At 69.1% G+C, this 327-nt stretch carries 1 pseudogene; it reads right to left on the bottom strand.

Going from position 1 to position 327, the window contains the following annotated elements:
* Positions 1-327, bottom strand: a pseudogene (locus EYB28_RS19695) (extracellular solute-binding protein); the annotation flags it as partial.

Below are 327 nucleotides of genomic sequence, written 5' to 3'. Positions count from 1 at the left end.
TTCTCCTCGAACAGGCTGCCCGAGTACCAGACCCCGTAGACCGTGAGCACGTAGTTCAGGGCCGCCAGCTTGTCGCCGAACGTCCCCGGCGCCAGCACCCCCTCGTAGAGGGTGTCGCGGATCGTCGTGCCCTCGTAGTTCGGCGCGTCGACGAGGTCGGTGAGGTCCTCGACCTGGTCGAGGATCGTGTTGAAGCCGATCTGCCCGGCCCCCGAGTTGTCCACGAGGTCGGGCGGGTTGCCGCCCACGAACCGCGGCTGCAGCTCGGTCGCGATCTGCGTGGACGGCGACACCTTCACCGACGAGCCCGCGTGCAGGCCCGCGAGG

Source organism: Isoptericola sp. BMS4 (assembly GCF_011634835.1).
GTDB lineage: Bacteria > Actinomycetota > Actinomycetes > Actinomycetales > Cellulomonadaceae > Isoptericola.
The sequence above is the reverse complement of the archived record's forward strand: the minus strand, read 5'-3'. Positions and strand labels throughout refer to the sequence as shown.